This window comes from Anabaenopsis arnoldii (assembly GCF_028331025.1).
GTDB lineage: Bacteria > Cyanobacteriota > Cyanobacteriia > Cyanobacteriales > Nostocaceae > Anabaenopsis > Anabaenopsis arnoldii.
This window is the reverse complement of the sequence record NZ_JAQMUH010000177.1, coordinates 1-15,009: the sequence shown is the minus strand read 5'-3', so window position 1 is coordinate 15,009 and position 15,009 is coordinate 1. Positions and strand designations below refer to the sequence as shown.

Here is a 15,009-nt window from a genome sequence, read left to right as displayed (position 1 = left end):
TAGCGGTAGTCTTTCTTGTAAATCTTAAGAGAAATATCGCGTCTGGCTAAGGCGTGCAAGTCTACTAAGGGATAACCGCTCCCATGCTCCCGTTGAAGTAGAAAGTAAAGTCTAGCTTTGTCTAGGTTTTATATAGCAGTTTTACCATTTATCGAAAAAATGGGTTGAAAACCCCGTCGTTCTACGACGGCTTTTCTTGATTGTGGATATATTTCTTAAGCACCTCAAGTGGCGCACCATCAATGTCAAATTTACTATATTTCTAGTAGTTCCCACACAAAAGCCAAGTGAATACTCACAAAGCCTTAAGCTAGAGACTAGAGACTTAAAACAGACTATGACACCAGAAGAAATTGCAGGGACGCTGACAAAATTATTTAGCAGCAAGGAGATTAAAGCGATCGCACCTGGATCGTGGCAGGTGGAAAGCCCTAATTTTCGGCTGTTGGTGCTACTATCTGAAGATAATACGTGGTTAAGAATTTTACTGCCTATTGTCCCACTAACACAAGCCCAACCATTTTTAGCGCAATTTTTAGAAGCGAACTTTGATGATACCCAAGAAGTACGTTATGCCTTGTTTGATAGTGTAATTTGGGCAGTATATCAACATAATAGTCAAACTTTGGTCAGTGAAGATTTTGCCAGTGCCATCAGCCGAATAGTATCTTTATATCAAGCTGGTTTAGATAACGTCTTTAATCGTCTGATTGAAACCCGCATTCGGCAAATCATCCAGACAGCGAAGCAGCAAGGACAATCACTGCAAGGGACAATGCAAAACCTAGAACGTTTTTATGCAGAAGGATTACTAGGTGACAATAACCAAACAGCCCAAGACAGAGAACAAGTTTTAACAGCTTGGCAGAGTCAATTACAACGCCTCTGGAACGAAGTTGAGATTAAACCTGAATAGAAAAGCCTTCATAGAGCTGAACAAGTTCATGGATATAATTGAAATTCTCAAACAAGACTATCAAAGATTTCCTGAGAATCAGACATATAGCATTTACGCCGAAAACGTTTATTTTCAAGATCCATTAACTAAATTTCGGGGAGTTAAACGCTATGAGCAGATGATTAAATTCATCCAGAAATGGTTTATTAATCCCCATATGGAAGTACACAAGATTCAACCTTTAGGAGACACCATAAAAACGGAGTGGACACTCAGCTGGAATACACCAGTGCCGTGGAAACCGCGAATTTATATCTCCGGCTGGAGTGAATTAACACTAAACTCTGCTAACCTGATTATTTCCCACATTGATTATTGGCACTGTTCACCTATAGATGTAATTAAACAGCATTTTTACCTATCTCCTGCCGTCAAAGGTTAGGGAAACAAAGCCGATGAAAGCATTTATTTTCTCGAAACAGTTGATAATGTAAATAAATGTAAAAATCCTGAACAGGACGTAATCATCCATGCGCGTAATTTTGATGACAGGCAAAGGCGGCGTAGGTAAAACCTCCGTTGCTGCGGCCACTGGACTCCGTTGTGCAGAACTAGGCTATCGCACACTAGTTTTGAGTACAGACCCCGCCCACTCCCTAGCAGATAGTTTCGATTTAGAAATGGGACACGCACCGCGAGAAATTCGCTCGAATTTGTGGGGTGCGGAACTCGACGCGCTGCAAGAACTAGAAGGAAATTGGGGTGCGGTGAAGCGTTACATCACCCAAGTGTTACAAGCTAGGGGTTTAGAAGGGGTTCAAGCCGAAGAATTAGCCATCTTACCGGGTATGGATGAGATTTTTGGCTTAGTCAGGATGAAGCGCCACTACGACGAAGGGGACTTTGATGTTTTGATTATCGACTCAGCCCCTACTGGTACCGCATTACGTCTGCTGAGTTTACCTGAGGTCGGCGGCTGGTATATGCGCCGGTTTTACAAGCCATTTCAAAATATCTCCGTGGCGCTGCGACCTCTGGTGGAACCTTTGTTTAGACCAATTGCGGGTTTTTCTCTCCCAGATAAAGAGGTGATGGATGCACCTTATGAATTTTATGAGCAAATTGAAGCGCTGGAAAAGGTCTTAACTGATAATACTCAAACCTCCGTGCGCCTGGTAACTAATCCCGAAAAAATGGTGATTAAAGAATCTCTGCGCGCCCATGCTTATCTGAGTTTATATAATGTGGCTACAGATTTAGTCATAGCTAATCGCATTATTCCCCAGGAAGTGCAAGATCCGTTTTTCCAACGTTGGAAAGAAAACCAGGAGGAATATCGCCGGGAAATACATGATAATTTTCTGCCTCTACCTGTTAAAGAGGTGCCGCTATTTTCTGAGGAGATGTGCGGACTAGCAGCTTTAGAACGGTTGAAAGAAACTCTCTACAAGGATGAAGACCCCACTCAGGTATATTACAAAGAAACAACTATTAAGGTTGTGCAAGAGCAAAACCAATATAGTTTGGAACTTTATTTACCTGGTATCCCTAAAAGCCAAATTCAACTCAGTAAAACTGGAGATGAATTAAATATTACTATCGGTAATCACAGACGTAATTTAGTATTGCCCCAAGCCTTGGCAGCTTTACAACCAGGAGGGGCGAAGATGGAAGACGACTATCTCAAAATTCGCTTTACTGATAATGTAAAGGTGTAATTTTAATTACAAAGCAAAAGTAGAGAGAAAATCAGTTAAAACTCTCTACTTTTGACTTGATAATTATTTAGGTTTGAGACCAGAATTTATCAAAACCAGTTTTTATTGCTAACTTCTCAGTTGTACAGGCATGGCTAGGTATGTCATTTTTAAACTTCCTAGGGGTGTAAAAATTACTGGGGTGAGAGCTTGATTGAGGTGTACTTGAACTTCTGAAGATGGTAATTCTTTTAACCCTTCCATTAAGTATCTAATGTTAAAAGCAATTTCTAAATCTTCCCCGGATATTTGTGCGGGTATTGACTCTCTACCGCTACCCACATCTTGGGCTTCGCAGGATAGGGTAATTTCCTGGGCAGTGCTGTTAATGCTAACTTTGACAATATTATTTTTTTGGTCTGCGAGTACGGCAATGCGCTCTAAGGTGCTAACTAATTGTTTACGCTCGATGGTCAATTGACGCTCAAATTGGCGGGGAATTAGTTGACGATATGCGGGATATTGACCATCTAGGGTGCGACTGGTTAAGCGTTGATTTTGCCAAGCAAATACAACTTGACCTTGATCTAAGTATAGGGCGATCGCATCATCGGACACAGCATTATGAGCTAACATCCGTTGTAGTTCCCGTAAGGCTCTGGCTGGAACTGTCACCTCTAGCTGATGATTATCACCTAGGGGACGCTCGTTAGTAGTTTCCACCACTGCTAGGCGATGTCCATCGGTAGCAGCAAATTCTAGGCTATCTTCTTTAACTGTTAAATGGACTCCTGTCAATACTTGCTTAGTTTCATCGCTACTGGTAGCAAATAATGAGCCTCTTAATCCTTCAATTAAGGACGCGGTAGTAATTTGAATGGGGTCAGCGTTGTCAATAATTGGTAGTTCGGGGAATTCTTCAGCTCCCATGGCTCGGACTTGAAAATGTCCACTCTTGGGGGTGAGGGTGACACTTAAGCCTTCTCCGGTAGCTGTTTCCGATTCTACGGCTGATTGATCATCTAGGGTCACTTCTCCTTCTGGAAGGCGTGAGGTGATATCTACAAGTAGTTTAGCTGGTAGGGCGATGGCTCCTCCTTCTAATACCTCAGCATTAAAACTGGTACGGATACCCAAACTCAGGTCAAAGGCGGTTAAACTGACTTGGTTAGTTTGAGCATCTGCTTGGAGTAAGATATTGGCTAATACTGGATGAGTTGGGCGTGAGGGTACTGCACGGCTGACAAGTGAGAGGTTGGTACTAAGATCGCTTTGGGTGCAAACTAATTTCATAAAAATATTCCGTAAGTGGGAAATCAGAGCGTCTGTCAACCAGGGTTGCTCTGGATGGAAGTAGGTAGAGACGCGATTGATTGTGTTTGTGGGTTGTTTATTTTTATCATCAAATCATAAATATTGATATGAATTGTGGAAATTGTGGAAAACTCCCTAAGAGGCTATTTGAAATAATGGTTTGGTAGGTTAGTATCTGTGGAAAACTTGTGGAAAAACCAGGAGGGTTTTCCACAGGGTAATTATACCTGACTGAAGTTTTTGCGCAAGTCAATTTAATTTTAATCAGTTCTTATACTTTCATTAATATTTTTTGTAAGCGGCTGAACAATTATGGCAGTAATGGTTGTGGAAAACAATTTTTTGCCGGACAGAGGATTTTGGCTAAGAGTTAAATCCTGATGACTCCGGGCTTTATTTTTGCTGTTTTCTGCTATTCATGTTGATGCGATCGCTCAATTGACCCAAGGTTGCTGCTAGGGTGCGATCGCTTTCTCGCAGTTGGGCAATTTTATCACAACTATAAATCACCGTTGTATGGTCTTTACCACCAAATTCTTCACCAATTCTCGGTAAACTCAGACCAGTGTGTTGGCGCATCAGATACATCCCGATTTGACGCGCCCAACTAATTTCTCGTCGCCGGGAGTTACTTTTAAGGTCTTCAATGGATATACCAAAAGTATCAGCAATCACTGATAATATCCCCTCTGGGGTAGCGGCGAGGTTCTCCCTTTGTCGTTCTAAAACTGGTGTGATATTCTCCACGGTCATAGGTAAACCAGAAATAGAAATATAAGCCAGGGCTCGAATTAAAGCGCCTTCCAACTCACGAATATTAGAAGTATAATGGGAGGCGATATACTCAATGACATCCCTGGAAAGGGGAATATTTTCGTATTCAGCCTTTTTCTGGAGAATGGCCATCCTAGTTTCTAAATCTGGAGTTTGTACATCAGCAATTAAACCCATAGAAAACCGGGAACACAGACGCTCTTGTAGCTGAGGGATTTGATGAGGAGGGCGGTCGGAAGCAATCACAACTTGCTTCCCCGTCTCATGTAAGGTATTGAAAGTATGAAAAAATTCTTCTTGGGTATACTCCTTACCCTCAAGAAACTGAATATCATCGACTAACAACACATCGGCAGCCCGATAATGTTCCCGGAAACTCTGCATACTATCATTACGGATGGCTGTAATTAAGTCGTTAGTAAATTGCTCTGTGGAAACATAAAAGATTTTAGAACCTGGAGAAATGCGATATCGATAATGACCAATAGCCTGCATCAGGTGAGTTTTACCCAACCCCACACCACCGCATAGAAATAAGGGGTTAAACTCTTTTCCTGGGGATTCCGCCACAGCCAAAGCAGCAGCGTGAGCCATGCGATTATTAGCACCAACCACAAATCGGGAAAATACATATTTAGAATTTAAGTCTGTAGTGGGTTGCATTTTTGGCGGAACATTTTCAGAAGTCTGGCTTTGAGTCAGTAATTCCCGAGTAAATTTTGCTTGTTCCCCGTCAGTGACTTCATTACCCTGAGCCTCCGTAATGTATATATCCACCTGATGACCCAAAATATCTTCGACTACATTAGCAATGGTGTTGATGTAATATTTTTGTAACCAATTACGAGCAAAGGGATTAGGAGTAATGATTACCAAGCAGTTATTTTCTAATCCCGCCGCGTGAGCAGTTTTTATCCAAGTCTCAAAGGTAGGACGGGATAATTCTAGCTGTAAGCGCTGTAATACCTGAGTCCAGAGACTGTCAATGGGAATCGCCATTATTTACCACCTTTGCTACTAATGGTCAGAAAGCACTAATTTAGTATTGATCAGTTCTAGACGGCAAATGAGCTTTTGATTCGCCATCATTGACAGGACATACCCAGTAGGCAATATCCTACCACCCACTGACTAAAACGGAGAAACAAAGACAATGAAGATGAAAGTTCAAGCTATTATTGATACCTGGGTTGGTGCCTACAGGAGAGAATCAAGCTGTATGCTTCAGTTAATCCTAATGACTGGGGTAGCATTAGTGTCCCTGGGTGGCTGCTCTTTTCCACCCACTAAAACCCTTGATGGTCAAAGAAATGATCCTCGGTCTCAGGTTGTGACCCAAAGCACAAATGATCGCAGTCCGGCTGTGACTACCCCGGTAATTACCTCCTCAGCGGGTGAAAATCCTCACTTCGTTGTCGCAGTTGTACAAAAAGTGGGAGATGGCGTAGTGCGGATTGATGCCTCTAGAATAGTACAGTCTCGTGGTGTACCCAGGGATCCATTTTTACGCCGGTTTGGCAATTCACAACAACGAGTAGAGCGGGGTAGCGGCTCTGGATTTATTATTAATTCCTCTGGTAAAATTCTCACTAATTCTCATGTTGTAGATGGAGCGGATTCTGTAACTGTCACCCTCAAGGATGGTAGGACTTTTGATGGGAAGGTGCTAGGGGAAGATCCGGTTACAGATGTGGCGGTGATCAAAATTGAGGCTAATAATCTGCCAGTCTTACCTCTAGGTAACTCTGATACCTTAAACCCAGGAGAAGCTGTGATTGCTATTGGTAATCCTTTAGGGTTAAATAATACTGTTACCTCTGGTATACTTAGCGCTATCGGGCGTTCTAGTAGTGATATTGGAGCCAGCGATAAGCGGGTTGACTATATCCAAACTGATGCAGCTATTAACCCGGGTAACTCTGGTGGGCCATTACTCAATTCCCGCGGGGAGGTAATTGGTATGAATACGGCAATTATTCGCGGCGCTCAAGGGTTAGGGTTTGCTATTCCCATTAATACAGTAGAGAGAATTTCTCAGGAATTAATCGCTAAAGGTAGGGTGGATCATCCTTATTTAGGTATTCAAATGGTGACTTTGACACCGGAGATTAAAGCCAGTATCAATCGAGACCCACGCAATGGCTTGAATTTGAGAGCAGATCAGGGTGTTTTATTAGTTGATATTGTACCGCGATCGCCGGCATCTGTGGGAGGACTCAGATCTGGTGATTTAATTCAAAGCATTAATAACCAACCTGTGACTAAAATTGAAGAAGTACAAAATCTGGTACAAAATAGCCGAATTGGTATTCCTTTAGCAATACAGGTAGAACGCAATGGACAGGTGATATCACTAGAAGTTAGTCCAGCACCTTTACCAGCTAGAAGACAAGGTTAAATTCTTGCTTATGTCTGAACTAATACAAATTCTTCAACTAGGGGATCCCATACTCCGCCAACCGGCTACTTGGGTTGAAAATACTCAAGATGAAAGTATTCAAAAGCTCATTGACGACTTGACTGTCACAGTTAGCCAGGCTAATGGTGTGGGAATTGCAGCGCCTCAAGTATCCGCATCCTATCGTTTATTTATAGTAGCTTCCCGCCCTAATCTCAGGTATCCCCACGCTCCGTTGATGGAGCCTACCGCCATGATTAACCCGAGCATAATTGCTCACTCTGCCGAAATGATTCCAGGTTGGGAAGGTTGTTTAAGTGTTCCTGGTCTTCGAGGGTTAGTACCACGATACCAAGCAATTGAAGTATCATATACTGACCGCAATGGCAAGTTACAAAAGCAAGAATTAACTGATTTTGTGGCGCGGATTTTTCAACATGAGTATGATCATCTCGATGGTGTGTTGTTTATTGACCGCATTGAGAATTTACTCAATATTATTACTGAGGAGAAATACCAAAAAATGTTAATTAATCCAGCGGACATCATCAACTAGAGATGAATCTGGATTTCATATCCCCAAAAAGTGATATTTTTTACTACATCTCAGATATCTCTCAAGGCAGAGGAGGGATAGTGCGGCTAAGGGTTATACTTGACGTTACTGATAGACTTGATTTAGGTAAATCTTTTTAATATCGTCATTAACAATACTTTACGTCCTCTCCTCAAACTTGCGACAAATCAAACTCTACCATCAGCAAGATGAGATCCCAATCCCACCCAGATTAAGCTAAAAGGCTTACCTATCATCTACGAGAGTTAATTAAATTATGGCACCTAAAATTATTAACTTTGTTGAAGAGGCTGGCACTCCTGGAATTATAGCCGGTATAGGGGCGGTACTCTTGGCACCTGTGCTCATTCCCGTTGTAGCAGGAATTGGTAAACCCATACTCAAGTCACTAGTCAAAGGTGGAATTGTCGCCTACGAAAAAAGCCGCGGCGCATTTGCAGAAATGGGCGAAACTTGGGAAGACATTATAGCCGAGGCTAAGGCTGAAATTGCCGAGGAGAGAGAAACACCCGTATTTGAAGCATCTGCTGAGAACACAGCAGAACATGGCGTATAAATCAGCAAGTAAAGGTTCTTTCTCTGGGCGTAGTTTGTATTACACAGGACTTCAGTCCTCAAAATCAATAGGAGCAACGGAGGAATTGGCTATCAGACTCTTCTGGCGTTGGTGATGAGAGGATTAAAGTCCTGACTACAACCAGAAATAACTATAATCCAGGAGGGCTACTGTGTGTTGACAAATAGTTATAGTAATCTTACCAAGATTATCAAAATTTTGCAACAGGCAAGTTTCAAAACCACACATCAACCTATATCCACTAAAATCATTAGTGAAACTCACGGAAGACTACGGTTGAGAATTTCTCCTGTTCATCGTCATCCTCGAGAAATGCAACGTATTGCTAATGTGTTGCAGGCACAGCCTCATGTGACTCAGGTCAGGACTAATATTAATTCAGGTAGTATAATCATCAACCATGATGGCAAAAATGCGGCTTTAGAAAATGTGCTAACTACACTACTAGATTTAGGAGTAACTTTTGCTGATGTTACCGAGGGGAACTCGGAAGCAGCAGAAGATATGAAAAGCACAATTATTAACTTAAATAACCGGTTTGAGCGCGCCACTGGTGGCGAGGTTGATTTGCGCTTTCTGTTTCCCCTCGGACTGAGTATTCTGGCTATTAGACAAGTTATGGTTAAAGGTTTAGAACTGGAAATTATTCCTTGGTATGTGTTGGCTTGGTATGCCTTTGATAGTTTTCTTAAACTCAACAGTAACAGTGAAGTGCTGCTTAATAGCGATCCTTAGACGGTGATATCTCGGTCAAGTCAACTATAAAGTTGGGTTGTAGGTGGGGAAAATCCATCAACAACCCAAATTACATTCATTTAACTAAATATCCGGTGTTCTAGGGAAGGCATTTGACGGCGGACTTGTTCCAAGCGGGAGGGCTTGATTTCGGCCATGGCAATTCCTGGTTGTTCACCAGCATCTGCTAAAATCACTCCCCAGGGGTCGATAATCACAGCGTGTCCGTGGGTGTAGCGACGGCCGTAGTTATTGCCAGTTTGAGCCGGTGCAATCACGTAGGCAGTATTTTCAATGGCTCTTGCTTGTAATAATACTTGCCAGTGGTCTTTACCTGTAAAAGCAGTGAAAGCAGCAGGTACAAACATCACATCGGCTCCCTTATCTGACAGATGTCGGTACAATTCGGGAAAACGGACATCGTAGCAAACAGAAAGTCCTATATTACCGAGTTTTTCCGAGAGATATACTGAGGGTAGTTCCTGACCAGCTACAACGGTGCTAGATTCTCTATAGGTATTACCATCGGGGACATTAACATCAAATAAATGTACTTTATAGTAGCGTAAGAGTTCTTCACCGCTAGGGTCTATCAGGACTGTAGTGTTATATACCTTGCCGGTATTTTCCACAGGAAGGGGAAAGCTACCGCCCAAGATGGTAACTTGGAAGCGCTGGGCCATTTTTCTGAGAAATTGTGTAGTTTCACGGTAAATCTCGTCTGCTTGTGCGAGTTTGTCTTTCTCTTCTCCCATAAAAGAAAAGTTTTCTGGTAACCCGACTAATTCCGCACCTCGACGCACCGCCAGATCAATTAGTTCTTCTGCTTCTATTAAGTTTTTGTGTAAGTTGGGTACACTACTCATTTGAATAGCAGCTGCTAAATAAGACTTCATTTAAAAACCTCCAGAAAGTTACAAAGTCAGGATGATCAATCCTGAGAGGAAAACAGACACGGTAAATTGGTAAAATTGATATACCATATAATTGGCTAAAGTAGGCGGTTAGCTCGCCCCCTTGTACCGGTAGCTACGAAATCTCACCTATAAGTCGTTAATTTATTTCATAAATAGATTTAGATATTATTTAAATCTACTAACGTTATGCCATAGTATGTGAGGATGACAACAACTATTCAACCATTAACCCATAAAAAATGGGCTCAGGCGATCGCTCAACCGGGGAAAGAATTTCCCCTCACTCCATTACCCATTCTCTGGGGCCAAGTCCCTGAAGGCTTACGCGGTACACTCTACCGCAATGGACCAGGAAGGTTAGAACGTGGTGGTGTTCATGTGGGACACTGGTTTGATGGTGATGGGGCAATTTTGGCGGTTCATTTTACCGATGCTGGTGTTAGGGGAGTTTATCGTTATGTGCAAACTGCAGGCTATCAGGAAGAAAGCGCAGCGGGTAAACTGCTTTACGGTAATTATGGCATGACTGCACCCGGTGCAATTTGGAATCAATGGCTCAAACCAGTTAAGAATACTGCTAATACTTCGGTTCTAGCATTACCTGACAGACTTCTAGCACTTTGGGAAGGTGGTCATCCTCATTCCCTTGACCTCCAAACTTTAGAAACACGCGGTTTGGATAATTTAAATGGTCTGAACCGGGGACTAACCTATTCTGCGCATCCCAAAGTTGATGACCAAACGGGGGAAATTTTTAACTTTGGTGTCAGTCCGGGGATGAATGGAACTTTGAATATTTATAAAAGTGAGTTGACTGGGAAAATTATTCAAAAAGCTGAAGTTCAACTTCCAGGTGTTCCATTAATCCACGATTTTGTTTTAGCTGGACAATATCTAATATTTTTTATTCCACCACTACGGTTAAATATTTTTCCTGTGCTGACTGGTATCAGCACTTATAGTGAATGTTTTGATTGGAAACCAGAATTAGGTACTCAAATCTTGGTCATTGACCGTGAAACCTTATCTTTAGTCAGTCGTGGAGAAACAGAATCTTGGTATCAATGGCATTTTGCTAATGGTTATGTAGATGCGAGTGGTGGTGTGGTGGTAGATTTCGCCCACTATAAAGATTTTAACACAAATAAATATCTGGGGGAAGTGGCTACAGGTAAAACCCTCACAAGTGCTCAAAGTACTCTGACGCGAATTCATCTGCAACCCCAAACAGCTAAGGTGACATCAGTTGAGAAACTAATAAACCGCAGTTGTGAGTTTCCTCATGTCCCTAAGAGAAATTTAGGGAAACTTTCACCTTATACCTATATGTCCTCACACCGGGAAGATACAGATATTAGTCAGGAGATATTAAATACTATCGGTCGTTTTGATCACCGCACTCAAACCTTCACTGAGGCTAATTTACCGGAAAATTGCTACCCTAGTGAACCTTTACCTGTGGAAGATGTACACAACTCTCAGCAAGCTTGGGTGTTGACGGTGGTTTATGATGGGAATTCCCATAGTAGCGAGGTTTGGGTATTTGATGGCGATCGCCTAGATACAGAACCGGTTTGTAGATTGGGATTACCCACTGTGATTCCTCATGGATTTCACGGTTACTTTCTAAGTGCTAAGTAGAGACCTGAAAACTTTAGAAATTCAAAATATCCAATGATTGAGCAATTTCTAAATCTGAAATTCTAGCACGAGCATCTTTAAGGGATTCTAGTTGACCTTCTCGCCTATAAATATCTGCTGCTTTACAAAAATCATCAATTGCTAGTTGTTTCTCTCCTAGGTGAGAATAAACATTACCACGGTTATAATAGGCATGAGCATAATTACAATTAATCTTAATGATATAAGTATAATCCTCAATTGCTCCCTCGTAATCTCCTAGATCATAGCGAGCATGACCACGGTTATAATAAGCATCTACATAATTAGGATTAATCTGTATAGCCTCAGTATAGTCGGCAATTGCTCCTTGATAATCTTCTAAATCGGCACGAGCGTTACCACGATTTTTGTAAGCAACTGCATTTTGGGGGTTAATTTTTATTGCCTGAGATAGTCCTTGGTGATATTCTATGAAATAACGTGCAATTCCCTGGTTTTTATAGGCATCTGCATAATCGGGGTTAATTTTTATTGCTTGAGTGTAATCCTCTATTGCTCCCTGATTATCTCCGATTTGAGAACGAGCTTCAGCACGATTTTTATAAGCTAGGGCAATATGAGGATTAATTCTGATAGCTTGAGTATAATCCTCGATTGCCTCTGGATAGTTTCCTAGTTGATAATGGGCTAAACCTCTTTTATGGTAAACTTTATGATCATGAAAGTTTAGCTGGATTGCTTGGGAAAAATTGACATTGGCTGCTGGGTACTCTCCTAACTGATAGTAAGTTAAACCTAATTTGTAATAACTTTCGGCATCAGCTTTTATGTGTAATCCTTCTTTATAGTAATTAATTGCTACTTGGTATTCCCCGCTATGAAAATACTCATCACCTAGTTTAATATAATTGTGATTGGAATCTTGATTGATAGAGTTTAATTTATTTAAATTACCTGAATTGCCTGGCCATTCTGATGAGTATGTGTATTGATAATTATCAGCTTTTGCTAACTGTTTTAGATAGAAGAATAAACCACCTCCATATAATAACTGGTTGATGCCAAAAGAAATTTTCCCAGTTTTTAACTTAATCATTTTCGTTGGGAGAAATCCAGCTAAAAACAGGTGATACTCTGGTTGTGCTTCGTTGACATCCTCTTGAATTAAAACGCAAACTATAACTGTATTTTTGGCAACTTCTTGAGAAGTAACTGACCATCTAACCTGACTAATACTACCATGACGTGACTTGACCTCAACGCCGATTTTTGAATCAGAATTTAAAGTAAAATCAACATTACCATCACCGCCGAATCGGGTTTCATAATCGACTTCTGTAATCAAATCAGCTAAACGTTCTTTAACAACTTCTTCCCCTAGTTTTCCCTTAAGATTGTTAATAAAAACGTCACGTACCGGGGAAGTGCGTTTATATTTTTCAGCCATCAACCAGCAAAATTCTCGTAATATCTTTAATCTTTCTCCGGAGATGACAGTTAATTCACTATATTGACCTGCTATTTCACAATGAAGTAAACAACCCGATGTTAACCTGCTAATAAAGTCGGACTGTAGCGATCGCAGTAGTGTAATCCAATCCATGTATCATTCTGCGCATCTGGTGATGAAATTATTGTCTGAAAATTTAGAACTAAAGTAAACCTCTGAGGGAAAAGTGCTGAGTGTTCAGCACTTTTATGGATAAGTTTTAATAAGTCATGTCCCAGGGACGTGTTTTTTGTTGTAACCAATCCTCACCCAACTGGATAGTAACATCAGAATCAATAATACCAGTGCTTTGTATGCGTACTTCCCCAAATCCCAAAGTATCGCGAATTAACTGTGCATTTTCAATATCTCCTTGCTGGGCGATGATATTGGTCACCTTCAGGGATTCCCGCCAAGGTGCGGATATATAAACGCGGCGATATCCGAATTGTTCTAAATCTCGGACTACAGAAATCAGTTGCGAGCGATCGCTACCTGTGCTATCTTGAATATAAACTCGCAAAGAATGATAATCAACCTGTTGGGCTTCACGAGTTAATTCGACACCAAAATGTTGATACATCATTCTAGAAATACCAGTTTCGTCTGGTATCCAATAGCTAGCCAGATATTCACCGGGTTGGCTAAAGCGACCTGGTAACATGAACATATGCATATTAGAACGGTTGACTCGCACGCCAAAGCCTGCTAGTGCTAATAATTCTTCAATTGTTAAATTGGTATCGATATTTTCTTTGACCAGATTGAGAATTTGGGGTAATTGGGTTAATGTTACAGGGTTAAGAGTCTGGTCTATCAAAGCTCTGATGACGGTTTGTTGACGCTGAACCCGGCCAATATCTCCGAGTTCGTCATGGCGAAAGCGTAATAGCTGCAAAGCCTGATCACCGTCAAGATGCTGTTCACCTGCCTTTAAATTAATATATAGGCGTTGAGAGTCATCTTGGTATCGCAAATCCTTGGGAACGTTGACTGTGACTCCACCCAAAGCATCGATCAGTTTACCAACACCCAGAACATTAATACGGATATAGCGGTCAATTGTTATATCACCCAGAAGTTGACTAACACTTTGAGCGGTTAAAGCTGGACCCCCATCAACATTAGCAGCATTGAGTTTTTTCACTCCATAGCCAATTACTTCTGTACGAGTGTCTCTGGGGATTGAGAGCATAGCTATTCTTTTTGTAGCTGGATCAAATTTGATCAAGATCATGACATCAGCTAGCCCATCAAAAGAATTTACCTGGGGTTCATAGCCCAGATGCTGCAATTGGGCTGGAGGATTAATCAAATCCGATGGGAGGACGCTCATCCCCATCACTAACAGATTCACAGGGCGAGTTAATTCCGAGAATCGTAACCCACCGCCAGAAATGCGATCTGTATCAAAAACCGCTTCTTCTTGGGGGCTTAACTGTGCTTGCTGCAATGGGCTACTAGTAAGGGAAACCGCTAACATTGCCCCTACTGTTGCTGAGACCATAGCAATACCACTCATACCCAGCCAGAACAACACCCAACCTCGAGATTTACGGCTGTGGGAATTTGGTTTTTTTGATTTGATCGCCTTGGCTAATTGCTTTTGTTTTGCCGAAGTTCTTTGACTGGTCACAGACTTCCTCACACTTACTGCTCATTAAACTCTGTAAATTTTCTGACTAATTAATATGCAACGAAACTAACTCATATAAATACCTGCTACCTGGTCAACTCAGTCAACAAACCTACGGACAGGGATACCGGTGTTCACCGCAGGGAAATACTACTTTTGCAATAGATATAATCCCAGTCAGTAACTTTCCTTATATATATTAGTCCCTGGCCTACCTAATTCATAATGTCTTGACCGATACTTTTTTGCTAACATTCACTAACAAATACACTCTTTAAGAGAGGGCGTATCAACCAATGCACGGAGGAAAATCCCTCGCGCACCATTTATGTCCCGGCTCATTACCCGCCCATCAGATGGAGACTTAACGAATT

At 41.6% G+C, this 15,009-nt stretch carries 13 protein-coding genes; 8 read left to right on the top strand and 5 right to left on the bottom strand.

Going from position 1 to position 15,009, the window contains the following annotated elements; genetic code table 11:
- Positions 1 to 337 precede the first annotated feature (337 nt).
- From PN457_RS15505 to PN457_RS15495, 3 genes are all read left to right on the top strand, one after another.
- Positions 338 to 916: a hypothetical protein gene (locus PN457_RS15505; protein ID WP_271734290.1), complete on the top strand. Its 579-nt coding sequence runs from the start codon at positions 338 to 340 to the stop codon at positions 914 to 916.
- Between the two features lie 28 nt (positions 917 to 944).
- Positions 945 to 1,340, top strand: a complete 396-nt coding sequence (locus tag PN457_RS15500; RefSeq protein WP_271734289.1) for a DUF2358 domain-containing protein — start codon at positions 945 to 947, stop codon at positions 1,338 to 1,340.
- A gap of 88 nt (positions 1,341 to 1,428) precedes the next feature.
- Complete coding sequence (locus PN457_RS15495) at positions 1,429 to 2,616, top strand: TRC40/GET3/ArsA family transport-energizing ATPase (protein ID WP_271734288.1); 1,188 nt, start codon at positions 1,429 to 1,431, stop codon at positions 2,614 to 2,616.
- 108 nt (positions 2,617 to 2,724) lie between these two features.
- Here the strand turns inward: PN457_RS15495 and dnaN are convergent, their stop codons facing one another.
- Together dnaN and dnaA are read right to left on the bottom strand one after the other, a co-directional pair.
- Positions 2,725 to 3,888 carry a DNA polymerase III subunit beta gene (gene dnaN / locus PN457_RS15490; protein ID WP_271734287.1) on the bottom strand — a complete coding sequence of 388 codons (1,164 nt, stop codon included), beginning with the start codon at positions 3,886 to 3,888 and terminating at the stop codon, positions 2,725 to 2,727.
- 414 nt (positions 3,889 to 4,302) lie between these two features.
- Positions 4,303 to 5,682, bottom strand: coding sequence for a chromosomal replication initiator protein DnaA (dnaA, locus tag PN457_RS15485; protein WP_271734286.1), 1,380 nt, complete (start codon positions 5,680 to 5,682; stop codon positions 4,303 to 4,305).
- A gap of 220 nt (positions 5,683 to 5,902) precedes the next feature.
- On the opposite strand from dnaA, the gene PN457_RS15480 reads away from it, so the two are divergent.
- The 4 genes from PN457_RS15480 (at position 5,903) to PN457_RS15465 (ending at position 8,970) form a co-directional block, all read left to right on the top strand.
- Positions 5,903 to 7,081, top strand: a complete 1,179-nt coding sequence (locus PN457_RS15480; protein WP_271734285.1) for an HhoA/HhoB/HtrA family serine endopeptidase — start codon at positions 5,903 to 5,905, stop codon at positions 7,079 to 7,081.
- 10 nt (positions 7,082 to 7,091) lie between these two features.
- Positions 7,092 to 7,637, top strand: a complete 546-nt coding sequence (gene def / locus PN457_RS15475) for a peptide deformylase (protein ID WP_271734284.1) — start codon at positions 7,092 to 7,094, stop codon at positions 7,635 to 7,637.
- A 277-nt stretch (positions 7,638 to 7,914) separates the two neighbouring features.
- On the top strand, positions 7,915 to 8,214 hold the full coding sequence (locus PN457_RS15470) for a DUF5132 domain-containing protein (protein ID WP_271734283.1): 300 nt from the start codon (positions 7,915 to 7,917) through the stop codon (positions 8,212 to 8,214).
- 174 nt (positions 8,215 to 8,388) lie between these two features.
- The gene (locus PN457_RS15465; RefSeq protein WP_271734282.1) at positions 8,389 to 8,970 is read left to right on the top strand and encodes an HMA2 domain-containing protein; all 582 of its coding nucleotides are present in this window, start codon (positions 8,389 to 8,391) and stop codon (positions 8,968 to 8,970) included.
- An 80-nt stretch (positions 8,971 to 9,050) separates the two neighbouring features.
- On the opposite strand, the gene PN457_RS15460 is transcribed toward PN457_RS15465, so the two are convergent.
- A complete protein-coding gene (locus tag PN457_RS15460; RefSeq protein WP_271734281.1) occupies positions 9,051 to 9,866 on the bottom strand; it encodes a carbon-nitrogen hydrolase family protein in 816 nt (271 codons plus the stop codon).
- A gap of 225 nt (positions 9,867 to 10,091) precedes the next feature.
- On the opposite strand from PN457_RS15460, the gene PN457_RS15455 reads away from it, so the two are divergent.
- Positions 10,092 to 11,528, top strand: coding sequence for a carotenoid oxygenase family protein (locus tag PN457_RS15455; protein ID WP_271734280.1), 1,437 nt, complete (start codon positions 10,092 to 10,094; stop codon positions 11,526 to 11,528).
- A 13-nt stretch (positions 11,529 to 11,541) separates the two neighbouring features.
- On the opposite strand, the gene PN457_RS15450 is transcribed toward PN457_RS15455, so the two are convergent.
- Together PN457_RS15450 and PN457_RS15445 are read right to left on the bottom strand one after the other, a co-directional pair.
- A complete protein-coding gene (locus PN457_RS15450) occupies positions 11,542 to 13,113 on the bottom strand; it encodes a tetratricopeptide repeat protein (RefSeq protein WP_271734279.1) in 1,572 nt (523 codons plus the stop codon).
- A gap of 106 nt (positions 13,114 to 13,219) precedes the next feature.
- Positions 13,220 to 14,635 (bottom strand): LCP family protein, encoded by a 1,416-nt coding sequence (locus PN457_RS15445; protein WP_271734278.1) that lies wholly within the window; start codon positions 14,633 to 14,635, stop codon positions 13,220 to 13,222.
- Positions 14,636 to 15,009: the final 374 nt, after the last annotated feature.